This window comes from Psychrobacillus sp. FSL K6-1464, from assembly GCF_038003145.1.
Lineage (GTDB): Bacteria > Bacillota > Bacilli > Bacillales_A > Planococcaceae > Psychrobacillus > Psychrobacillus psychrotolerans.
In genome coordinates this window covers 250,929-272,622 of sequence record NZ_JBBOOP010000002.1, presented here as the reverse complement: position 1 = coordinate 272,622, position 21,694 = coordinate 250,929, and the positions used below count along the sequence as shown (strand labels likewise).

32 protein-coding genes are annotated in these 21,694 nt (G+C 37.5%); 29 read left to right on the top strand and 3 right to left on the bottom strand.

Annotation, left to right across the window (positions count from 1 at the left end; translation table 11 throughout):
- Positions 1-561: 561 nt before the first annotated feature.
- Complete coding sequence (locus tag MKX39_RS21390; RefSeq protein WP_340765311.1) at positions 562-1,896, bottom strand: plasmid replication protein; 1,335 nt, start codon at positions 1,894-1,896, stop codon at positions 562-564.
- 13 nt (positions 1,897-1,909) lie between these two features.
- A complete protein-coding gene (locus MKX39_RS21385) occupies positions 1,910-2,239 on the bottom strand; it encodes a hypothetical protein (RefSeq protein ID WP_340771883.1) in 330 nt (109 codons plus the stop codon).
- A gap of 249 nt (positions 2,240-2,488) precedes the next feature.
- Here MKX39_RS21385 and recD2 point away from each other — a divergent pair, with 249 nt between their 5' ends.
- The 8 genes from recD2 to MKX39_RS21345 all read left to right on the top strand — a co-directional run bounded on the left by recD2 (position 2,489) and on the right by MKX39_RS21345 (position 7,523).
- The gene (recD2, locus tag MKX39_RS21380; RefSeq protein ID WP_340771882.1) at positions 2,489-4,741 is read left to right on the top strand and encodes an SF1B family DNA helicase RecD2; all 2,253 of its coding nucleotides are present in this window, start codon (positions 2,489-2,491) and stop codon (positions 4,739-4,741) included.
- A 62-nt stretch (positions 4,742-4,803) separates the two neighbouring features.
- Positions 4,804-5,106, top strand: coding sequence for a hypothetical protein (locus MKX39_RS21375; protein ID WP_340765305.1), 303 nt, complete (start codon positions 4,804-4,806; stop codon positions 5,104-5,106).
- Complete coding sequence (locus tag MKX39_RS21370) at positions 5,100-5,903, top strand: hypothetical protein (RefSeq protein WP_340765303.1); 804 nt, start codon at positions 5,100-5,102, stop codon at positions 5,901-5,903. The genes MKX39_RS21375 and MKX39_RS21370 overlap by 7 nt, the downstream gene beginning before the upstream one ends.
- Positions 5,904-5,931: 28 nt before the next feature.
- Positions 5,932-6,147 carry a hypothetical protein gene (locus MKX39_RS21365; protein ID WP_340765301.1) on the top strand — a complete coding sequence of 72 codons (216 nt, stop codon included), beginning with the start codon at positions 5,932-5,934 and terminating at the stop codon, positions 6,145-6,147.
- A gap of 23 nt (positions 6,148-6,170) precedes the next feature.
- Positions 6,171-6,632: a hypothetical protein gene (locus tag MKX39_RS21360; RefSeq protein WP_340765299.1), complete on the top strand. Its 462-nt coding sequence runs from the start codon at positions 6,171-6,173 to the stop codon at positions 6,630-6,632.
- 78 nt (positions 6,633-6,710) lie between these two features.
- Positions 6,711-7,052 (top strand): hypothetical protein, encoded by a 342-nt coding sequence (locus MKX39_RS21355; RefSeq protein ID WP_340771880.1) that lies wholly within the window; start codon positions 6,711-6,713, stop codon positions 7,050-7,052.
- Positions 7,053-7,063: 11 nt separating this feature from the next.
- On the top strand, positions 7,064-7,321 hold the full coding sequence (locus MKX39_RS21350; RefSeq protein ID WP_340765296.1) for a hypothetical protein: 258 nt from the start codon (positions 7,064-7,066) through the stop codon (positions 7,319-7,321).
- Positions 7,322-7,340: 19 nt separating this feature from the next.
- Complete coding sequence (locus MKX39_RS21345) at positions 7,341-7,523, top strand: hypothetical protein (RefSeq protein WP_340765295.1); 183 nt, start codon at positions 7,341-7,343, stop codon at positions 7,521-7,523.
- A gap of 249 nt (positions 7,524-7,772) precedes the next feature.
- On the opposite strand, the gene MKX39_RS21340 is transcribed toward MKX39_RS21345, so the two are convergent.
- Positions 7,773-8,123, bottom strand: coding sequence for a hypothetical protein (locus MKX39_RS21340; RefSeq protein ID WP_340765293.1), 351 nt, complete (start codon positions 8,121-8,123; stop codon positions 7,773-7,775).
- Between the two features lie 224 nt (positions 8,124-8,347).
- Between MKX39_RS21340 and MKX39_RS21335 the strand changes: the two genes are divergently transcribed.
- The 21 genes from MKX39_RS21335 to MKX39_RS21235 all read left to right on the top strand — a co-directional run bounded on the left by MKX39_RS21335 (position 8,348) and on the right by MKX39_RS21235 (position 21,691).
- The gene (locus MKX39_RS21335; RefSeq protein ID WP_340771878.1) at positions 8,348-8,707 is read left to right on the top strand and encodes a hypothetical protein; all 360 of its coding nucleotides are present in this window, start codon (positions 8,348-8,350) and stop codon (positions 8,705-8,707) included.
- Positions 8,708-9,009: 302 nt separating this feature from the next.
- A complete protein-coding gene (locus tag MKX39_RS21330; protein ID WP_340771876.1) occupies positions 9,010-9,411 on the top strand; it encodes a hypothetical protein in 402 nt (133 codons plus the stop codon).
- A gap of 366 nt (positions 9,412-9,777) precedes the next feature.
- Complete coding sequence (locus tag MKX39_RS21325; RefSeq protein WP_340771874.1) at positions 9,778-9,996, top strand: hypothetical protein; 219 nt, start codon at positions 9,778-9,780, stop codon at positions 9,994-9,996.
- Between the two features lie 42 nt (positions 9,997-10,038).
- A complete protein-coding gene (locus tag MKX39_RS21320; RefSeq protein ID WP_340765285.1) occupies positions 10,039-10,242 on the top strand; it encodes a hypothetical protein in 204 nt (67 codons plus the stop codon).
- 172 nt (positions 10,243-10,414) lie between these two features.
- On the top strand, positions 10,415-10,669 hold the full coding sequence (locus MKX39_RS21315; RefSeq protein ID WP_340765283.1) for a hypothetical protein: 255 nt from the start codon (positions 10,415-10,417) through the stop codon (positions 10,667-10,669).
- 18 nt (positions 10,670-10,687) lie between these two features.
- On the top strand, positions 10,688-10,939 hold the full coding sequence (locus MKX39_RS21310; protein WP_340771871.1) for a hypothetical protein: 252 nt from the start codon (positions 10,688-10,690) through the stop codon (positions 10,937-10,939).
- A gap of 245 nt (positions 10,940-11,184) precedes the next feature.
- Complete coding sequence (locus MKX39_RS21305) at positions 11,185-12,117, top strand: hypothetical protein (RefSeq protein WP_340771869.1); 933 nt, start codon at positions 11,185-11,187, stop codon at positions 12,115-12,117.
- Positions 12,118-12,691: 574 nt separating this feature from the next.
- Entirely contained in the window at positions 12,692-12,850 is a 159-nt protein-coding gene (locus MKX39_RS21300) for a hypothetical protein (RefSeq protein ID WP_340765277.1), read from the top strand.
- 249 nt (positions 12,851-13,099) lie between these two features.
- A complete protein-coding gene (locus MKX39_RS21295) occupies positions 13,100-13,306 on the top strand; it encodes a hypothetical protein (RefSeq protein ID WP_340765273.1) in 207 nt (68 codons plus the stop codon).
- Positions 13,307-13,360: 54 nt separating this feature from the next.
- Positions 13,361-13,492 (top strand): hypothetical protein, encoded by a 132-nt coding sequence (locus MKX39_RS21290; RefSeq protein ID WP_340765271.1) that lies wholly within the window; start codon positions 13,361-13,363, stop codon positions 13,490-13,492.
- Positions 13,493-13,770: 278 nt separating this feature from the next.
- The gene (locus tag MKX39_RS21285) at positions 13,771-13,911 is read left to right on the top strand and encodes a hypothetical protein (RefSeq protein ID WP_340765267.1); all 141 of its coding nucleotides are present in this window, start codon (positions 13,771-13,773) and stop codon (positions 13,909-13,911) included.
- A gap of 139 nt (positions 13,912-14,050) precedes the next feature.
- Entirely contained in the window at positions 14,051-14,200 is a 150-nt protein-coding gene (locus tag MKX39_RS21280) for a hypothetical protein (protein ID WP_340771866.1), read from the top strand.
- A 66-nt stretch (positions 14,201-14,266) separates the two neighbouring features.
- Positions 14,267-14,668 (top strand): hypothetical protein, encoded by a 402-nt coding sequence (locus MKX39_RS21275; protein WP_340765263.1) that lies wholly within the window; start codon positions 14,267-14,269, stop codon positions 14,666-14,668.
- A gap of 55 nt (positions 14,669-14,723) precedes the next feature.
- A complete protein-coding gene (locus MKX39_RS21270) occupies positions 14,724-14,909 on the top strand; it encodes a hypothetical protein (protein WP_340765261.1) in 186 nt (61 codons plus the stop codon).
- Positions 14,910-14,982: 73 nt separating this feature from the next.
- Complete coding sequence (locus MKX39_RS21265; RefSeq protein WP_340765259.1) at positions 14,983-15,225, top strand: hypothetical protein; 243 nt, start codon at positions 14,983-14,985, stop codon at positions 15,223-15,225.
- Between the two features lie 67 nt (positions 15,226-15,292).
- Complete coding sequence (locus MKX39_RS21260; protein ID WP_340771863.1) at positions 15,293-15,442, top strand: hypothetical protein; 150 nt, start codon at positions 15,293-15,295, stop codon at positions 15,440-15,442.
- A 254-nt stretch (positions 15,443-15,696) separates the two neighbouring features.
- Positions 15,697-17,277: a DNA cytosine methyltransferase gene (locus MKX39_RS21255; RefSeq protein WP_340771862.1), complete on the top strand. Its 1,581-nt coding sequence runs from the start codon at positions 15,697-15,699 to the stop codon at positions 17,275-17,277.
- Positions 17,278-17,458: 181 nt separating this feature from the next.
- Positions 17,459-17,983 carry a signal peptidase I gene (gene lepB / locus MKX39_RS21250; protein WP_340765253.1) on the top strand — a complete coding sequence of 175 codons (525 nt, stop codon included), beginning with the start codon at positions 17,459-17,461 and terminating at the stop codon, positions 17,981-17,983.
- Positions 17,984-18,089: 106 nt separating this feature from the next.
- Positions 18,090-20,246: a type IA DNA topoisomerase gene (gene topB, locus MKX39_RS21245; protein ID WP_340771859.1), complete on the top strand. Its 2,157-nt coding sequence runs from the start codon at positions 18,090-18,092 to the stop codon at positions 20,244-20,246.
- Positions 20,247-20,414: 168 nt separating this feature from the next.
- Positions 20,415-20,891: a hypothetical protein gene (locus MKX39_RS21240; protein ID WP_340765249.1), complete on the top strand. Its 477-nt coding sequence runs from the start codon at positions 20,415-20,417 to the stop codon at positions 20,889-20,891.
- Positions 20,892-20,926: 35 nt separating this feature from the next.
- Positions 20,927-21,691 (top strand): hypothetical protein, encoded by a 765-nt coding sequence (locus MKX39_RS21235; protein ID WP_340765248.1) that lies wholly within the window; start codon positions 20,927-20,929, stop codon positions 21,689-21,691.
- Positions 21,692-21,694 lie beyond the last annotated feature (3 nt).

Here is a 21,694-nt window from a genome sequence, read left to right as displayed (position 1 = left end):
TATTTCAATCCATTCCGGTTTTATGAAAATGAGGTTTAAAATTATTAAATAGGCTGTTTTAAGCATTTTTAAATATTACTAAGTTGACATCCGAGAGGTTGGGAAGGCGTCAATTTGGGCGTTTATTTGTTAACGCTTTTTTTTTAGATGACTTATGACATTTACTTTAACGGTGGATAAATGAGTTTGCAGAACAGGAAGGCTTATTAGAAAACTGGTTTAAATAAGGAAGGAAAGGAAGGAGAGGTCAATTAAAGCTATCAAGTTGATTTTCACCCAGATGTGTATTGGGGAGTTCACGTTACACGGATTGTATTTAGAAAGAAGAGTATGAATTGTCGTCATTATAGTTAAGAAAAACAAGTGTTATGCTTTTCTGCAATGCAACAAAGGGGAGAAACCGTGGTGTTTTTAACAAGGGCATCATAGATACCATTTGTGAATTTTATATAAAAGAGACTACTAACTCTAGCGAATTAGTAGTCTCTTAACACTTAAATTCTTCCGCAACAACCAGAACTAGGTTATCACGGAAACTCGATAGTGTCGGTTCAGGAATATTTATTTGTCAAACAAGTTTTTTATTAAGCCTTTACCAGTTGATTTTTCAGTGTTTTCTTCGGTTTTTCGTTTTCTACCAAACAAGTCTTGACCAGGTTGCGGTATTTTCTTTTGGCGAGTAATAGATTCGCTGCTTCCAAACAGATTTGGTTTGTTTGCTCTACGTTCTTCTTCGAGCTTTATCTTTTCAGCTACTAACTGATCTTTCAATAAGGCAATTTCTTGAATACGAGTAGGGAGGTCAAGCCCAGCGTACATTGCATAAAGATAAACAGGTGATTTAGATTGTGTTTCATTCGGCTTTACGGAATTTTTGTAACCGTATTGGGCGATTGGTTTTTCAGAGGCAGTAGCAGAAACCTTTTGAATTACTGCTTCGATTCGTTCGATGAAGCTTAGCTTGAACACTCGATTAGCCATACTGTTCTCAGCAAAGATGCTTACTGCAAGCTTATCTGCGTATTTCAGCTCGTAGCCCCCTGACAGGACACCTTCGACGAGCATGTTCTCTACATGCTGTTCATAATTATAAGACTTTGCATCGACGATTTCAGTGGCATCCATCGTAGCTTTTGCAATATGCAATACGCCTGGCGTGCTTATGAGATTTATAAATTCAGAAGAGTCGAAATTAAACTCAGCAACTGGCTTATAGCTTGCTGTAACTACATTCATTTCATGTAGCGTTTCGGCTATAAATCTATTAGCGTGTCGAATATAGTCACCAACAGGTGCATTCTTGTGTGATTTCTCAAATTCTTGATATAGTTTCTGATTGTCGACAAATATAATAGAGCCAAAGCTATCCATGAATTCTTCAATTGTTTTCAATCTCTTCATTGCATTTTCGAATACGTTCAGACCCTCTGAGTCACGTGGAAGAGTTAGTATTAAACCGAATCTCCCGCCGTAACCTTTTTCAATGACCATTTCCAAAGCATTAATAACAGTCCCAGTGCCTGTTCCTCCGCCTAGTCCAGCGACTACCCAGATGAAATCATGACCATTAAATATCTTGTCGAATTCCTCGCCGATCACTTCAGTAGAAGCATCAAACATCTCTTCACCGATTTCTATATCTCTTCCTGCTCCTTGGCCATTGCCGATTAATAATTTTTTGGTTTTAGGATTTGTCGTCTTGATAGTCGCCATGTCAATTCGGCTCGTATTTACAAAAAGACCGGAATATGGATAGATAGGGTGACCATCTCCAAGTTTAATGTTGGCACAGGCTGCAGCTATTGAACCGCCAGCCATTCCCAATCCAAAAAATCCAAATCTTGAGCTCACAGAAAGTGCCTCACCTTTAGTTAGTCTGCTTTTTTCCATTTGCATGTTTATCTCTCCTTTAGTCTTTGTTAATAAAGTCGGCGAGGCGATGCCCCAGGTCCGATACCGAATAGATTCTTACACGGCCTACTTCTTTCACATGTACCAAGCCTGCTCCCTCTAATCGTGCTGTATTCATATCAAGTGAATGACGAGAATGAATTAATGGCCCAGTTTCCATAAATCTCTCAGGGAAATTAAGCTCATATAGTTCATTTGCTGCTTTTTTTAGTTCTTCTTTCGACATTGTTTCTTCTCTGTCAACAAGTGAGGCCAATAAGATTCGACTCTCTTTCGACAAATTACTCGCGAGTATATGGAGCAAGTCCTCTTCCTCTAGTTTCGACACGATTCACCAACTTCCTTCTTTTTTCATTGCGAAATACACTTCGCAATGAATGCGGATTTACTAATATTATTAATCATATCGAATAATGCATATTGTTGTCAACCCTTCGTGTGTCTTACGATTTTCTATTGCAACAATACTCCACGCAATAACAGACGCAATAATTGCGAAATAAAGATTTGCAAAAAAACCTAAATATATGTATACTATAGTATATAATATGACAAAGTGTTTACAGGAGGCGAAAAAATGGCGACATTTACAATAAAAAGGATTATGAAGCGAGATCCAATATCATTATTCACCGTTGCTAGCATTGAGTTTATCGAACAACCCGATGGGTCAGCACCAACGAAGGACCATAAGGTAGTTGGGGAGTTTATGTCGATTTTTGAAGGTGATGACTTTTCAGCGGATGGCGAATGGGTTGATTCTGGCAAGTATGGACACCGCTTTCAAGTAAAACAGCCGAAAAAGCTAATGCCACAGACGAACAAAGGAATGAAGAAGTTTTTGAAAAAGCATGTGCAAGGGCTAGGTGTCACGATAGCAAGTCGAATTGTGGACCAATTTGGCATCAATTGTATGGAGGTCATTGAGAAACAACCGGAAAAGCTGTTGGAAATTCAAGGCATGACTAAAGCAAAGGCAGAACAAATTCACACAGATATGGTCAAGCATAAAAATTTTGAAGAAGTTGCTCTATATATGTTGTCAGTTCGCGGAAACTTAGAGATTGCGAACCATTTATATACAAAATTCGGGGATGAAGCTGTTCGAAAGGTCCGTTCGAATCCGTATATTCTTGTTGGTTCGTGTGATGTCGATTTTCATAAGGCAGATGCAATTGCTGATGCAATGGGAATCGACACGCAGAATGCCAATAGAATTAGAGCAGGTATTCTTTCTATGCTTGAATCCTACGCGAAACGTAGGGGAGACTTGTTCCTGCATAGTCGAGAATTGGAGCACTCGCTAGCAAAATGGATCAATTCAACATCGTTTCGACACAAGCTTTCGGAAACAGAGTCACTTCGACTAGCAAAAGTCGGTGTCGAGTTTTTATTGAACACAGGTGAGATCCTTCGAGATTTTGATGAAGAAGAAAACGAATGTATTTATTTGAAAATATATCATCGGATGGAGTCAGGTATTGTCAGCCGAATGAAACATTTGGTCTCTCAAGAGAGAGGGTGGTTAGTTTCTCCGCAAGATGTGACAGCATGGGTAGAGAAACAAACGAAGAAAACTGGTGTCGGTTTCGCAGAGGGTCAAAAGAATGCTGTCGTTATGGCGTTGACGAAAGGTGTCAGCGTTCTGACGGGGGGACCAGGAACAGGGAAGACGCATACTGTTCGAGCCGTTATTGACTGCTTAAAACAGTACAGACCTAGTGCAGTTGTTCATTTGCTGGCACCGACAGGTAAAGCGTCCAAAAGAATGGAAGAAATGGCTAAGCGTCCAGCATCTACAATACACCGTGCCTTAAAGTATGGCAGTGAACAAGAAGGAAACGTGTTAATCGAGGGAGATTTAGTAGTTGTAGACGAAACGTCAATGATGGATGTCTTTATTTGTCATTCACTGTTAACCGCTATTGACGAAGGGGTGTCAATTTTATTTGTTGGCGACGTAGATCAGCTTCCTTCTGTTGGTCCAGGGCTAGTATTAAAAGATTTCATCGAATCGGGTCGTATTCCCACCACTGAATTAACAGAGGTGTTCCGTCAGGCACTCGATAGTCAAATAATCACAAATGCGTACGCCATGAAACGTGGCTTGACGACAGAAGATGTTGGTGGTATTTCATGGAACAACGAGAAAGGTGATTTTTTCTTTATAGAAACAGACAATGATCACAAGAAAATTCAGGACTTTCTAATTAAATCCATACAAAAGCTTTTAAAACAAGGGAAGCGTTTAGACGACATTCAAGTATTAACTCCAATGAAGCGAGGAGAGTTAGGGGTATGGTACTTGAATCAAACACTGCAAAAGGTATTTAATCCAGATGGAAAAGGTGTTGAAAACCCATTCGACAAAGGCTCTTACTTTAGAGAGGGCGATAAAGTAATTCATATGGCCAATAATACTGATCTTGATGTAATGAATGGTGAAGCAGGTAAAATACTTGAGATAATCCGACATAGAGATCATGGGACATTGGTTGCGGTCGAATATGATGATGAAAAGGTAGTCGAATATACATTAGAAGATTTGGAAGAGTTAGAGCTTGCTTATGCTATGACTGTTCACAAGAGTCAAGGCAGTGAGTACCCAGTAGTCATTATGCCATTTCATGAGATGGGCGAGAATATGCTGAACCGAAATCTGGTGTATACGGGATGGACACGAGCAAAAGAGTTGATTATTAATATAGGATCCGTGGAGATTATGAACAAAGCTGCATTAAAAGTAGAACAAACCAATCGAAATTCGCTAATTGGTCGCAAGTTGCGTCTGGCGATTAATAATTTCGATAGATTCAGCAAGTCTAGTTAGGAAGTAAACCGACCAGCTTCTCCTTCATTAGGAGAGGAGGTTGTTCTAAGGAGGGAATTCGTATGAAAAAAAGACAAACCAAGAAAAATGAAAAGAAATACCTTCCTTTTATGGTGGACGAAGCAGCGTTCTTTTGGATGACGCAGGATGAGATTGCAAAGGTTATCGCAGATGCAGATGTATTCCGAAAAAAATATTTCTTTAGGAAAAAATATAGTGATTTAAAAGAAAAACGAAAAATGATTATCTATTGTCCAAGGCCTGTAAAGTCAGAGATGAAACATATCGAAAACATTGCTAAAAGAGTTAGGAAAACAGAAAAGGTAACGAGAGGAAACAGTAACACAGGTGGTATATTATGGTGACTATTGAGACTATTATCATATTAGCAATAATATTTACTGGATTTTTTGCTGTAGCCTTATCATACTTTAGCCTAAGTACTATTCTCATTACAATTTTCGGTATTACGGTGTCTATACTTTTGTCTTATTTGGCCTACAAACTATATTCAATAAATAGAGGAAATATCGAGGATCAAACTCAGCAGACAGAAAAACATGAGGTTTTACCGTTACTTGTTAAAGTCTGGGATAAATTAGATGATGGAAAACTATATGTTTCCAGAGAAGATATTGAGCATTTAGAAATTAGAAAGAAAACACGAGAGTTTGTATTTGGATACCAGAAAGAAAAAAAACTATCAGAGGAAAAATCAACTCTTTTCATGCTCGGTGGTCATCCGTATAAAGCAACAGAAAAGTCAAAGGAAGAATTAGAAGGAGACAATTTCGAAATGACTGCAAAGTTGCTTTCAATCAGTCATCAATCCTCTATAGAATGGTTATTAACTAAAGAAAAGATTGATTTGTCTGTTTCATTAGTATTATTTAAGTTCCAACCCGCTCTAATGAAAATTCACATTATTTTAGAGGACAGTGAAGAAAATGAGATAACACTTGGGTTAGATGCTAGGAAGAAGATAGAGGATCTATTGAGCCCTCTTTTAGATGAACTCTATAAAATGAAAGTAAAAGAAGAAAAAACAGCAGCCGAACTACTGAAATCTTTTCAAAATAAAGTAAATGAGAGTTATTCGAATGATTTAGAGGTCGAGTTGGTATTGTCAGGTCTAAAAGACGTAAAGATGCCAACGAAGTAGTTTTGGTGAAATGTGAAAAGGGGCAGATATGATGAAAACATTGGAACAGGAAGCCATCAGTAAACAAGCAGATGAAAACTTTAAAAATTGGAAAGTCGCATACGATTCGCTGAAGAAAATGATCCTAGAAGCATCGGAGGAACAGCTGGAAGAGTATATTCAGATTTCATTAGAGATGTCTTCCGATTCTAATGAGACAGAGTTGCGGAAATTCTATCAAGATATACGAGATGGGAAAAGATGAAATCATAAGAGGAGGGGGAAAATATGAAAAAGCTTAAGATGTGGGGCATCCTTGTAGCTTCAATTGCTTTTGTAATAGGGACTTTGTTCTTAGTATTGGTTTCACTAAATCATCTAGGAACGACTACGAAAAATATAACAGCGGACAGAATAGAGGCGTTTGAGGCTTCTATTGTTGAAAATTTTGAATACAACCATGAAGAGAAATATGAAATTACAGATAAGTATACAGGAAGAGTCAATGCAGGCATGCTAGCTACCTCAAGTGCATACTATTTGGTTGGTTTGAAAGGTGAGGAAGTCTTTAAATTAAGAGTTCCCTCCGAATTGTACTATCGGACGATAGTTGGAGAGGAATTGACTATTCAAGAAGGAGATATTGAAGTTGAAAAAACTATAGGTCATTTCGTAGACCTGGATCATTACGAAGCTGCATTAACATCAGATGGAACAGGCGTAATTTACAGTTCCTTAATAGAAGAATAGATAATAAAAGCAAAACGTCAAATGTGCTGAAAATAGCCAAGCAAAACACCTGAAATAGTCATATAGGAGAGAGCAACGATGGAAAAGTATGGACTATCGGGTTACTTAGCCCCGGATGGAGTGTGGTACCCATGTGGATATCAAGAGCATTGTGACAAAGCAGTCGAGTTAGTGAAAATCTATCAGCTAAATGACCATGATTATAATAACATTGCCATGTCTGTTGAGTTTATTAAGTTTGGCACTGCTCCCTGGGCAGATAAAGAAGGTTCAAGCATATGTCATGTATTTATTGATTGTTCTAGGAACCCGACAGAAGCACAAATAGAGTGGTTGCGTAAAAATATTGTTCGTGCGACAGATAAGCAAAGAAGAGAGGTAGAACTGACTTTTTCGGCCTTTTATCAGTTATCACTTTAAGGAGGAACCCTATGTATTACGACGATGAAAAGTTTAATACACTTATTGAAGCCTATCCAGACGATCCTGTCGTGATGCCGAGAAAATTAGATGGAACTATTGATTATGAAGCAGTACAGAGTCTACCAAAGACCACAAGGGAGGAAAAGATTGTTTACTGTGCTTTATGTAATAAGATATTCGGGACCCATATCTTCGCGACCTATGCGAAATATTCCGATGACAAGCTTCAAAACGAAGTAGAAATATTTGAGATGTTATGGCCATAACTATTAGGAAAGGTTGAGTGTGAATAAGATGCAAAACCAAATAGCAATGAAATTAGACGGCGTGCTCCTTAAGTCTGATGGCACAGATATAACTTGGCAGGAATTCGTCACTGTATTGGAATCAAATGGGCTCGAATATACAGGGCAAAGCCTATTAATAGATGAGAGTGGGAACATTAGTGTGGAGAAACCGCGGAGATAATATATGAGAGGGAGCTTTGCATGCTGACTTGGGGAGTAATTTACTTGTTGGTCTCAATAGTGATATTAATTAATTTGTTAATAGAATATAAGATAGGATATCTTAGCTATGAGGCAATGGATATAGCTATGTTTTCTTCAATGACAGTATGTCTTATAGTAGGTACAAGTATATTGTTGACATAACTTTAAGATTAAGGAGCAGATATTGCTCCTCTTTTTCATGCTTAGAAGAACATCTCATTAGATATTAAATTTCGCCCCCACAATAAAGACGAAAATGGTCACCTTCCAGTTTTAGGCTCGCTTTTCCGTATGAGAAGTCACATCCAAACTTAAAGAATTCGTCAAGTTGCCAAATTGCTTGAGAGAGCGAAAGTTCGATTGGTTCACCCATATGTCTATCGCTGTTTGGAACTACTAATGAATGAACAACACCATTTTTATAGATCATGAACCCCTCTAAACCACTTCCATCTTCGTGTTCTTTACAATGAGGGTCATCAAACCACACAATGTTTCCTTCTAATAAATGTTTCTTGATTTTATAGTGTTTGTCTAAAGGTTTGGTTCTGCATCCACATGGTTGATTGGTAATCATTATACCTGCTCCTTTTTGTTTAACTTTTACAAAGTATTTCTAAAATGAAAGGATTCTATTCAATGAGAAAACGTAGTGGAAGAACAACACTTTATCGAGTTGATTAGGACTAACCTATTGCGTAGTTGCTTTTGTTTTATTGTTCGGAATAGAACTGCATATACTAGGGAGTATTCATTCAAAAGGAGCAGTGCGAGGCTGCTAAATAAAAGGGAGGCAATAAGATGGTAAACAAAGCAATTGTTTCGGCACATATTTGGAAAGGTGAAGATGGGGAGAACGAGGTAGAGATACTTGATATAATACATGATGATCATAATCATACAGGGATATTTGATGATATCGACCACGCTTTATTAGAGCAAATCACACCTAATTATGTTCCAGAAGTAAAATATGACCTAGAGTCGGAATTAAGCATAGTAATAAAAGACAATCTACAAGCATCAGATTACTACTTTATGGCGATAGTAGAAGCAGAATTTGTTACTAGTGGTGGGTTTGAATATGTCGAGCACGACATCCAATATGAGGTTACAGAAATTAAATCAATAGAGGATGTTAGTTCGAACTTTACTAAATGAAGAGAAAAGAGAAGAGTTGTCAAAGGAAGCAGAACATTGCTTCTTTTTTTGTGCAATAAATATCTTCCTATAAGTGGAGCTTCATTATTAATTAAGAACAGGAGTCCTTTGAGGCATCTTTTTCTTATGGTCTGGAAGGTACCTGCATAGAATACAAGGATTATAAAAACATGGTGCAGCTATATGGTTGCTTCACAAAAGGAGTGGTCTAGGATAATCTACTTGATTATGCCATTAAGAGAATTACTGGTTAATATACCTGGCCAATTAGAGCCATCAGATGTAAAGGGGAGAAATTAGCGATGGATGTACGAATTTTCGAAACAGTAAACGGTGGAAATTTGGTTGTCATCAGCAGGAAGTCAGCGGTTATTTTTGAAGCTGAAGAAACGATCGGTAATCAAGGCTTGAAATTCATCTTTGAATTTGGAGAAGAAACATTCTTAGAGTTGGTTGATTATCTCCAGACATTGTCAAACAAGTCGTGGAGCAACTTCGTCCCTTCCGAATGTAATAGCTGCGGTTCGGATTACTCGGAGTATTATGATAGAGCACTGGATAACAATGGATATTTAGATTTCCGTGACAACACCTTACGTATAGAAAGACCAACGCTCGAGAGTACGAAATTATATCAGTTTAATAAAAAGAAAATGGAATCATTTGTGTACGATTTGAAGAAGGTTTTAGGGGATGGAGTGTAAACGATGAAAAGCGAATATTTCTCCACGTTGAAAAAGGGAAAAAGCATAAAAGTGAAGATACCTAAACGCAATCTGACACCGCCAAAGAAGAAACGTTTACGAAAAAAGAAGTTTTGGCTATATTGTGGGGATTGCAAAAGGTGGTTTACAAAATATGAACATAATGGATTTGCTTATTTCTCAGTAGGAAAGGTAATAACTAAATACCTTTGTCACAGCTGCGATGTTCAAAGATTTAGAAGTGATAAAAGAAAAAAGCAGTAGGAGAGAAGTATAAAAGTCAAAACTCTCAATAAAGACTGCTAGGAAAGGAAAGGAAAGGAAAGGAATTGATTATTAGATGGCTCATATTGGAGGGATTAATAAGTGTTAGTCAGTCTAAATGCAGATTTTAATACGGGGGGAATTGTTCAATTGAAAAGGAAAAAAGGTATTTTGATGTTTATATGCTTGCTGCAGATAGTATGCTTGTTTATATATCTTGGAGTTAGAACCGAATTGTCTAAAGATGCACAATTGCTAAGCAAGGAAAATCAAGAACAACTAAAGAGTGTAAACGAACAAATAAATGTGTTATTCCCTTAAGAAGTGAAAACTCACATTCCAGAAATAGAAAGGGGTATGAAAATGCCGGTGCCATTTACGAATATGGAGGATATTGTTTATTGTCACAATGAGGAGATAGCGAAGGAAATCTTTGAGTTTTTATTAAGTAAAGGCTATCCATTAGGCATGTCCGGCTCTCAGATTGAAACAGGGACACATGGAATGCAAGTTGTGAAACGTATTGATGTGTATAAAAGCAAGAAAAAGGAAAATTCTCTAAAATAGAATTACACATTTTACAGAGGCGTCCTTATGGGCGTCTTTTCTTATGGTTAGGAAAGTAACTGCATAGAATAGAGGGCATCAAATTAAACAGGAGCAGCTTATCTGCAGATTCGGAGGTAATTGAATTATAAGTGCAATTATGCAGAAATAAGAAATGGAGGAATAAATACGTATGGTTACTATAAATACAAATTTAAAAGATATAACAGGAACAACAATTAAATTAAATGACATATTAGAAGACAATGTACCCTCTAAAGGGATTGTAATGTTTCATGAAGGTGAATTACTCCTTACTACCAATTTTGAAGGAAGAGACATACAATCAACGGACACCGCCGACAAGCTGGACCAGGCATTAGTAGACGATAATCACATGAGAATCATTGGGAATGTTGTCGACAATCTATTAAACGTATTTAATTGAGGTGAGGAGGAATAGATTATGGCTTCATCGAGAGAAGAAATTAAAGGATGGCTAGAAAGAGGTCTGGAGCAGAGGTCTACGCATGTAATCATTGCTGTGGATACGTGGGATCATGAAGATTATCCTGTCTATGTTCATGCTTCTGAAAGTGTTCGTGAAAAAGCGGATAGTTATGATGGCAGCGAAGATCGAATTATGGAAGTTTATGATTTATCCAAGGATATTAATGAACAATTAAACGAAACAAGATCGTGGAATTTTGGCATTTAATCGTAATGGTAAGGAGTTTCTGGCTATGTATGACGGAATAACTTGACCAAAAGGAGGGAAGCAGAACGTTGCTTCTCTTTTTTTTGCAGGAAATATCTCTCTATTAGCGGAATCTCAATATTAATTTGAAGGAGTCCTTTGAGGGATTTTTTAATTATAGTTCGGAAGGCAACTGCATAGAATGCAAGGATTATAAAAACATGGTGCAGCTATATTGCTGTTTCGCAAAAAGGAGAAGTTTATATATGAATTTTGTATTGGTAAAAGAATTAGAAAAGAATGAATTTATTACGGTTATCGTAGAAGACCAAATGAGTAAGGATCAATTATTTGATGACGCGGAGAAAAATGGCTGGATATTAGTAAAAGAAGCTGAGCAAATCGTTGCCTATGACCTAGTTAGAAGGTTTTCTATGAATGGAGAAGAATTTGATGAACCTGCTTATCTTCCCGATGAACAGAAAACGGTTGAATCTATTCTAGAAGCTTTGCTTACCGAAGCATCTTTCACATCGCAACAAGAAGAAGTAGAAGCGTTTCTTAAAGGAGATTCATCACTAGAAAAAGTGTTGCTTGAAAGAAAGGTTAAAGACTTGGAATCAAAAGTAGCAGTTTTGCAGGATTACAAAGATCAAACGGTATGGAGGCTTACGACTGAGGACTTTATTAGCATAGCGGTCGATGATAAAGGACTAGACCTAGATGAAGCAGAAGCTTTAGTTCTAGATCATTTCAATATTGAAAATTGGGCTGATTATGTTTCCTTATTTCTCGATGGAAAAATTGAAGAAACAAAAATGAAAAAAGAAAATGTGGATAATGAACCAGGTTTTAATTGCCCCAAATGTTCTAGCGAGGATACAGAAACATGGCTTTTCGAACGAAAGCAAAACTGTCTTGATTGCAAACATGAGTTTACATTAAGTGAGAAATTGGCACAAGAACTTAAAAAAACTCGTGGTGTTGAAACGTATATAATGGTGTGGCAAGGGGAAGAGGAAAAGTGGTATTACTTTATTGATGAATTTGACAAGGATCAGTTTACAGATGGATACGTTGATTACTACGTAGAGGTGGAAGAAGGATTAATTATTGTGGATACTTATTCGCCAGCAAACGAGGGTAAAGTATTCACACTGGCTTATGATTCAGCTTTATGGGAGCTTAGTTCGAAATGAATATTCCAAAAAAAGGAACAGGGGAAATAACCATATAAGATGAGTTGCACGAACACTAAGACGTCCTTCAAGGCGTCTTTTTCTTATGGTTAGGTATGCATCTGCATACTATATAACGTATTAATTAAACAGGAGCAGTAATGCTGCAAGGAGGAGGAATTAGTAATGAAGAAAATGGCGAATAGAATTTGCAATAATAAGGATTGTAAGGATGTGAAATTGTCAGTTTTAAATGAAAATGAAGACCCAATGTCTCTTGTTTGTGAAAACTGCGGGAGAAAACACAAGGCATTAACAAGGTACGTATTATGTGCTTGATTATACGACACAACAAACCCTAACTACCTTTGTCGAATGTGGTGGGTATTCAACAGTACCCCTCATAGATGATACTGACGGGTGCTTTTGATAGACATGGAAGTAAAAGCATAGCATTTATATTTGAAATTTAGGATAACGAAAATTTAGCTCGTTTTAATAAAGCTATATGTGAACTAATTCATAAATTATCTTCATGAATGCAGAGGAATTAGCTTCAATAAAAGTTCCAAGTATAAGAATTGGAGGCAATATTTTGAAAGTAGAGAGAAATAAAGATGATATGAGTGTTTGTAATGACTGTTTAGACAGGCATGTATGGGCAGAAACAATAATTGTAATCGGAGGTATGAGCCTGAAGCTTTGCCAACGTTGCAGAAAAGAGTTAATGACACAGCTAATTGATAAATTGTAGTACGTTGCTGTAGACACAAAAAGTGAGATAAGGAGTTGAAGATAAAATGGCATTAGAAATAGCTAAAATATGTGAACTTTGTGATAAACACTACTTTGCGAGCGAATCTTCGGCAGAGCATGACAAAAACACATACTGCTCTAAAGAATGTGAAGAAGATTAATCTAACGCAAGAGACTAAAGCACAATTCGGTTATTGCGTAGTGGCAGTGTACACCTAATGTGCAGCAACTAATAGGAGGAAATAGTATGAATGCATTACAAGGTATGATGAAATTAGAAAAGTTGCGAGATGAAGTATCGGCTTTGGAAGAAGCAATCCGTGTAATGGAGTCTAACAAGTCAGACTCTCACTTTATCCGAATTGTTTCTGAAATTAAAACATACAAATCTGGTTATCAAAAAGAATTAGAAGATACACTCAAGAAAATAGAATTACCAAAACAATTCTACTAAACAGTTCGACCATACGTAGTAACAGTAGACACATAATGCGAAGGAGGAGAAAGCGTGGATAAAGAAAAAATCATTGCTCTTTTAGAAAAAGAGATTGAATTTGCAAAAAGTATTAACGCTCACTATCAGCTAATTTTCGGGTTACAACAGGCAATAATAGTTATTAAAAGAGAAGAAGCTAACTAAACCGTTCGACCATACGTAAACGTAGACACATAAAGAGAAGTAGGAGGAATCCACATGAAGCTAATAGACCACTTAAATATATATTTTGGAACTGAATATAAGAATGTAGCGGAGTTCATAAAAGACATTAAAAAAGGGATTTAAGTGACGATTATGAGAATGCAGAAGAAAAACTAAATCACGTGCTAATATTTCTAAATTCAGTTAGCAAAAATATCTGATACGCAGTTCGACCATACGATGTGGCAGACACGCATACAGTAAAGGAGTGATTTTGAATGGACATTAGAGAAGAAATAAGAAAACAACTGGAAGGATTAAGCCAAGATGAGATAATCAAGGTCTTCCGTGAAGCGGGGTTTAATGTATCAAAAGGAACAGGTGAAGTAAACATACAAGATGACTTGCACGAATACTAAGACGTCCTTCCGGGCGTCTTTTTCTTATGATTCGGAAAGCAAATGCATAGAATGTCATGTATTAAATAAACAGGAGCAGTTTACCTGCATGTTAAGCAATTGAGTAGTTTTTGCTGAACAAGAAAAGGGTGAAGACACATTGAAATTGTATAGTTGGATAGCGATTTTATGTTTTGCATTGGTCATATTTGGCGGCATAGTTAAAGTAAGCATTTTAGCTGTAATCGGTATGGGCTTGGTAATGTTCTATGTACCTTTCAACATGAACGACAAATTAAAAAGAGAATGAAAACTACTATCATTGTAAAAAGTTGGAAGTTTAATGAACTAAAAAGGGAAAGAAAGGTGGATTCGTATGTTGGAATTAGAAGTCTATCACGGTTGTAAAAATCACGAAGATAAAAATGACAATGTTGTATTCTTCTCTTCGGAAAAATCGTTTTCCGAAGACTATGGAGAAGTCGAGGTGTATGTATTAACGCTAAGTCTACCGTTTGATACTTCTTCCAGAGTCCATATTAATGAGCTATTGGAATCCGTTCCAGTACTAGAAGATTTTTATACTGGCGAAACCTTTTACAATTTTGAAGAATTACAGACAACGGGGGTGTTATATCAAGATACTTGGGAGATTTTCGAACACCTTATACCTCAGGTCCAGTTTTTAGGCTATGACGGGATGATTATTTATGAAGGTGGCGTGGAAAACTTTATTAGTTTTTATTCTAGACAATACAAGAGACTTATAGCCTCGTAAGCTTAGAATGCTAGGCCGCGGTTCACACATAAAGCGAGGTAAAGGAGCAATAAAAATGGGACTATCGATTGCGATGTCAGAACTTAGAACAACACGATTAACATTGGTAAATGACGTTAAATGGTGCATTGAAATGGTACAGGAGTTAGAAAGCGGTAAAATGGAGACTTTCCATACGAAAGAACAATTGATAAGTGAGTTAAAAAGTGTGTTAGAAAGTGTATATGGCAATATTAATTAACTTTCGTAACACACAGTTCGACCATACGAAGTAGCAGTAATCACAAACTATGAATTAGAGAGGAAGATTTATTATGAAGCAAATAGACGATTTAATGGCTAAGTTACGTGGGGAGTTTTCTACGAGAATGGATGATGACGACATTGTTACTATCTTAGAGACCCTTCAAGAAGTAGATGAAAAGGTCTCAAAATTAAGATATGTATTAGAGTCTTGTAAATACCATGCAGAAAACATAATTGGAAAAGAGTACGGTGAATCAATGGATGCAGATGATATTGTTGAGGAAGTAAATGAAGTCTTGGAAGAAAGTTGACTATCGCACAGTTCGACCATACGAAGTAGCAGTAGACAACAAAATGCGAAGTAAGGAGTGTTAGAAATTGAATTTTAAATTTAAAGTTAAAGGTAACAAAATGAAAGGACCTGTTGTTATTGAAACTACTGGTAATACTAGTTTACAAGCCATATTCAAAGCAAAAGAAGAAGCAAATAAACTGAATTTAGAATGGGATGAAATCGAATATATTTAAGTCGTCTTTCGACCATAAAGCGTCGCACTAGACACATTGACTAAGAGGTTACTGGAAAATTGAGTAACCTTGCATAGTTACTGGCAAATCGAGTAACAAGCGATAAATAGAAAAGAAGAGAGAGTTGCAGCTATTAGCGACTCTCTTTTTTTGTCCAGAAATCTCTTTTTGTAAGTTCAGCCGAACTGCATAGAATGTATAGAACCATCAAAATTGGAGCAGTTCAACTGCATATTAAAAGGAGAGATGACTTAATGTTCATCAAATCGAGAAAAGCTAAGAATTCAAAACGTGGTATCTACCTACAGGACAAACAATTGAGAAATACTTCCTTCCAACCTGGAACTTCTTATAAATATATCATCGACGTGCAAGCGAAAAAGGTGGTTATTGTTCCATCAGAAGATGGTAAGAATGTTGTATCTAAAAGGATTATGAATGATGGAGTTAAACCAGTCATTGATATTCGCAGTAAAGAAGCACTAGCGGTATTTGACGGTGCAGAGTTCTTACAAGTAGAGATCAATGATGACGAAATCGTGGTTAGTGGCTATGTGCAAGATGATTCGATTAAAGACTCGCTAGTTTCGACGGTTAAGAAGAAAGCTAAGAAGTTATTCTCTTCTGCCTCGAAGATTATCGATATTCAAGATATCCTTCGCGTTAAAAAATTAGTCGAAGTCAGAATGTCCAAGCAAGAACTAGACCAAGTAGTCGGAGCTGTAGGTTCATTTGAACAGCTATCCATCTTTGACTATGCAGATGGTGGTGCATTTTCTAGCTCTTCCGTTCAGAATACAAGGCAGTCCCTAAAAGATTTAAAAATACCACTACAACTGATAAGTTTGTTCAGTGGAGCAGGGATATTGGATGTAGGGTTTCAAGAGGCAGGTTTTGATGTAGCGTTCGCATTAGAATTGAACGAATCAGCCGCTGAAACTTATCGTCATAACATTGGTGATCATATTCATACAGGAGACATTACAGAGTTTGACAAAAGTCGCTTTAATCAAATAGGTTCTCCAGTTGTTATTGGCGGTAGTCCTTGCCAAGGATTTTCTGCTGCAAATAGAAAAACGAATTTTTTAGACAATCCTAACAATATGCTGGTTCGCCATTATATTGATTCCATCAAAGCCAACAAAAATTGTCAGGTGTTTGTCTTAGAGAATGTTCCTCGTATCCTCACAGCAGGAGATGGGAGATTTAAAGAAGAGATATATGAAGCTTTGTCAGAGTTCGAAATCACTTCTGGTGTTCTTTCAGCCGCTGAATTTGGAGCAGCTCAGGATAGAAAAAGAGCATTCTTTATCGGTTCTAAAATTGGCAAGATAGACTTGCCGAAACCTTTGTACACAAAGGACAACTATATTACAGTTCGAGAAGCATTTGAAGGGATCACAACCGACCTTCTGAATCAAGGAGATTATAGTAAAGGAAAAGCAGATACCATCGCTCGTATGAAGCATGTACCTCAAGGCGGAAATTGGAGGGATATTCCAGACGAATTAAAGACAGGGAAGATGAAGTCAGACAAGACACATAGTTCTGTTTATCGACGTCTAGCATGGGATGAGCCTGCTATTACTATTGCAAATCCAAGGAAGTCCAATATTACGCACCCAGAAGAAAATAGAATTTTATCCGTTCGGGAATGTGCAAGACTCTTTGGACTATCAGATAGCTTTGAATTTAAAGGAACCTTAGCCTCAATGCAGCAGCAGATTGCAAATTCTGTTCCTGTGCAATTAGGAAAGGCTATTGCAATGGAAGTGAAGAAAGCTATACAGCAATTTAACATACGGAACAAAACTGAAAGTTTCAGTCTGATCTAAAAGAGGAGGGGATTCCCCCCTCTTTTTTTGTTGGAAAAGATTTGATTGAGTACGAAGAGAAGTTAATTATTTTGGCGATTATATTCGAGTTTTGAATCAGTTTTGAATCAGTTCTGTAAATTATATTTGACAAAATAATGCCGAAGTGCTATAATTATAGTAACGAAAAGGGGTGAAGTGTATGAAGGGTAAAGAAAAAAGTCGATTTCACTGGAGTAAACATTATAGTGGGTGGATTTGGATACCAAGGATAATTGTTGTCTTCTTGATCCTTCATCTCTTCATTGGCATGGGAAGAGTTCCGTCTGCTTCGATGGAACCTACTTTAAATGTGGGAGATTTAGTACTATATCAGAAAAAAACGGATTCCTACGAGATTGGAGAGGTTATTCGTTTCCAAGTAAACGGTGAACAAATGGTCAAACGCATAGCTGCTGCTCCTGGAGATGTCATAGAGACAGATGGTATTAGTATCTGGATAAATGGGATTGATTATACAGGGGTTTCCATACAGGAAGACTTGTCAAACCCATTAAGCGAAATAAAACTACAGAAAAATGAATACTATGTGATAGGCGATAATCACGGTAACTCGATTGACTCAAGAATTTATGGGCCAGTAAAAGTGGAAAACATAATGGGAAAAGCTTTCTGGAAGCTCATGCCTTTTGGCAATATCGAAGATAGAGAGATACCGCAAGAGTGAACCTTTCACGAAACATATGGACGGAACCAATTTGGAACCGTTCTTTTTTTGTGGGAGACTGACTACTAGTTACAAAAGTCGCAAACAAACAGAGGGGTGGATATATATGGGTAAGGTAGCAATTTTAGCTGAAAAGCCAAGCCAAGCAAAAGCGTACGCTGAGGCCTTTACTTTGAAGCATCGAGATACAGTCATGATAGAGTTGGAAAAATGTTCAACATTCCCTGATGGGGCTATTATTACATGGGGAATTGGACATTTAGTTGAGCTTCAACAACCGGAAGAATATGACCCAAAATGGAAAACATGGAGAATGGACACATTGCCTATATTGCCTGCAAAATACAAGCATAAAGTGGCAAAAGGAAAAGTAGCTCAGTTTGAGTATATTAAACGTTTATTTAATGATCCGTCTATTGAGACACTTATAAATGCGGCAGATATTGATAGAGAAGGGTCGAATATTTTCTACAGTATCTTACAGATGACAGGCGTAAAGAATAAGCCGGTTAAGCGTTTATGGATAAACTCCCTCGAAGCTGATGAAGTTCGTAAAGGATTTAATAATCTTCATGACAACAAGAAGGATTTGATGCTATACGATGAAGCAAAAGCTCGTCAAATTAGTGATTGGTTAGTCGGCATGAATTTCTCGCGTCTTTACACCATTCTAATGAAACAGAAAGGTTTTGACGGCGTCTTACCAATCGGACGTGTCCAAAGTCCGACTATTTATCTGATATATGAGAGACAAAAAGAGATTGCTAATTTTGTAGCAAAACCATTCTATGAACTTGAAGGACAGTTCAAAGCAAAGAATGGCGAATACAAAGGGAAAGCGAAGATTAAAAGCGAGGATAAGAAAGAAGTAGAATCGCTGATGAATAAGCATGGTATTACAGGAGAAGAAGATGGTTCTGTTCACTCTGTTACTAAAAAAGAAAAACGAGTAAAATCGCCAAAGCTCCATGCCTTATCTACTTTGCAAGCGGTGGCCAACAAGCGATGGAAGTATAGTCCTGCGAGTGTATTATTAACAGTGCAGAATTTATATGAGAAAAAGTTGCTATCATATCCGCGAACAGACACGCAGTTCATCACAGAAAATGAATTTGCGTATCTTGTGAAAAATCTTAAGGGATATATGGATATTGCTGACGCTAGATTCACGCCTGTTTCTACTAAGCCTAATAAACGGTATGTAGACGGAGCAAAAGTATCGGAGCATTATGCTATTATTCCGACGAAGATGTTGCCTAAAGCAAACGAGCTTGCCAAATTAAGTACAGAAGAAAATAATATCTATTTTGAAGTGCTGAACACTACACTCGCTATGTTCCATGAAGATTATGTATATGAGGAAACAAAGATAATCACAGAGGTGAAAGGATTACAGTTCGACACGACCGGTAACACTGAAGTTAGTAAAGGGTGGAAGGCTTTGTTCCCTGTAGAGAAGAAAGGAAACGGAGACCAAGCTCTGCCGATATTAGTCAAAGGAGAGTCAGTTGATGCTAAAGTAGGTATTCGTAAAGGCATGACCTCTCCTCCTAAGCCCTATACCGAAGGGGAACTGATTAACATGATGAAAACATGTGGTAAAAACCTCGAAGATAGTGAAGAGGGCGAAATAATGAAAGAGGTTGAAGGATTAGGGACAGAAGCTACGAGGTCGAATATTATTGAGACGATCAAGAAGCATGAGTATATCGCTGTGCAAAAAAACATAGTTTCCGTAACAGATAAGGGAATTGTCCTTTGCGAAGCAATAGAAGGAACGTTACTTTCTAGTCCATCCATGACAGCTAAATGGGAAACCTATCTGAAAAAGATTGGAAATGGCAATGGCTCCAAAGACTTGTTCTTGGGTAACATCGGCAAGTTTATTCAAACAATGATTGAAGAGGTTCCAACGAAGATACAAGGGGCTACTTTCACTAATACAAGCACTGGCAAAACATCTGCTGGAAAATCAGGTGGAGCAGAGGGAATCGCCTTATGCCCGGCATGTAAAAAAGGAAAGCTGTTTTCCCATAAGACATTTTATGGTTGTACGGAATATAAGGGTGGCTGTAAATTTACCCTACCGACAGTCATGTTAGGAAAGAAGCTAACGCAAAAGAATATTAAGGACTTATGCGAAAAGGGGAAAACGGGACTTGTTAAAGGAATGACATCAAAAGCCAAAAAACCGTTCGATGCCATACTCAAATTAGAAGCTGGTTCTATTAAGTTTGAGTTTCCTGAAAAGAAAATTAGTTAATGAGAGACGTCCGAAAGGGCGTCTTTTTGTGTGTGCTGAATCGAAGAAGGATTCTCTGCATAGAATGGACTGGTTAATTAAATGGAGTGACGAGGTCACAGGTAAAAAGGAAAGTAGCTCAAAACATCCTTAATTGCATAGAATGTATGGAAAGGGAGGTTATCAGGAATGACAGAAATAATCCTAACACTGATCGTGGTATTTGTTATACTATCGATAATGGTATTTTTGCTCAAATTGTCCATTAAGTTGGCACTTGGCATTGCAGTAGCAGTTATTCTCTTCAATGTGGCATTCATTTGGGGTCCACAGGAAACGATGGAAAAACTCCATTTGTCTGAAATCTTAAATGACGAAGCTAGTCACAAGGTAGAGGGAGCCTTGGCATCGTTTACTTCCAAACGAGATAGTACGGGAGTGATAGATTCTGAGAGCTTGAGAAGAGTGATGGAGACAAGCAAAGAGAAAGCTGTCGAAAAAAGCGGTGATTTGTGGAAAAAACAGTTGAAAAAAGACTGGTCCACCTATTTTGAAGGCTTAACAAAAGAAGAAATTGATATAGCCATCGAAGACACACGCGATATTTGGTCAAATGTGTTCACTCAGAAAGAAATGGAAGAGATTGCAAATGGTGCAATCCAGTAATCAAAAAGGATAAAAATTAAACAGGAGGGATTTACATGAAAAGAAAAAGAGAAAATCATTCAACTTATTTCCCTCCTCCACACGATGCTATGGAGGGGGATGTATCAAAACTAGTTGGTCAAGTAAACTTGATTGGACTCTTTGCAGTCGGACTTGGAGGGGTGTCATACACAGGCATCATCATGAGTTTCGACATTGCCTTTATTGTGTTATATATGGCGTACCAATCCATCTTTATGAAGATGGGAAATTTGGGCCGTTGGAATGCTCATCATCGGAAGCTTTATAAACCAGTTGAAAAGCTCATTAAAACTAAACAGTTCTTATATGTAGGGGCTAAGTTTCGCCTTGGACTATATGTAGCAGTATCACTAGCCATTTTCTTGTTCTTAGGACCGGAAAGATTGAAAGAAGTATTGTTGGATGTCAATATTGTTTATGGATACTTTAACCCAGGAGGAATTTTTATTGCTGCAGTCTTCATGGGGGTCTACGTGCATACAATGCACTATAGAGATCGTATGATTACGATGCGGGAGTTCTATGACACCGTGCAATATGTCAAAGCTCGCCACGGAATGAAAACAGAGGAAGCCAAGAACTTTTCGTATGAACAATGGTATGACATTCAAGCAGAAAGAAGAGGACAGACTCAGAACGTTCAGGCTCAACCTTTACAAGAGAGAGAACTTGTTACTCCGCAAACAACTAAGCAGCGTGGAGACGGGCGTAAACCAGCTCCACCCCCTGCACAACCAGGATCAGTAGAGATAATGAGTAGGAGACAAAACAGGGTATGACCT